1 pseudogene is annotated in these 583 nt (G+C 63.6%); it reads right to left on the bottom strand.

Annotated features, from left to right (window positions below):
* Window positions 1-583: pseudogene (locus tag AWU74_RS07525) on the bottom strand (propionate kinase); the annotation flags it as partial.

Here is a 583-nt window from a genome sequence, read left to right on the forward strand (position 1 = left end):
GAAGCACACGCCGTCTTTGACAGCGCATCCAGACGCGCCGTTCCCGATATGGGCGATAATCACGTTGGTGTCGGCAGGCTTCTTGTGCAGCAGGACGCCGGCGCGCTTCGCGGTGTACAGGAACGACGTGCCGTGAAAGCCGTAGCGCCGCGCCGCGTATTTTTCGTACCACTCGTAGGGAACCGCGTACATAAACGAGGTGTCGGGCATAGTCTGGTGCCACGCCGTGTCGATAACCGCGCAGTGCGGCACGTTCGGCAGCACCTTCTGCGCCCCCTCTATGCCCATGATGTTCGCCGGATTGTGGAGCGGCCCCAAGTCCTGCACCGAGCGGAACGTGTCGAGCACCGCCGGCGTAATGACCACCGATTTGGTGAACTTGTCGCCGCCGTGCAGGACGCGGTGCCCTACCGCCTTAATCACGCTCATGTCGGCGATCACGCCGGTCGCCGCGCCGGTAATCGTGCCGATAATCAGCTCCACCGCTTCCTTGTGCGTGGGGCAGGGGCTTTCCCTGACGTGCTTCGGCTTGCCCTTCGCCTCGTGCGTAATGACCGAGCCGGGCTGCGTTACCCGCTCCACC

Source organism: Treponema endosymbiont of Eucomonympha sp. (assembly GCF_001028545.1).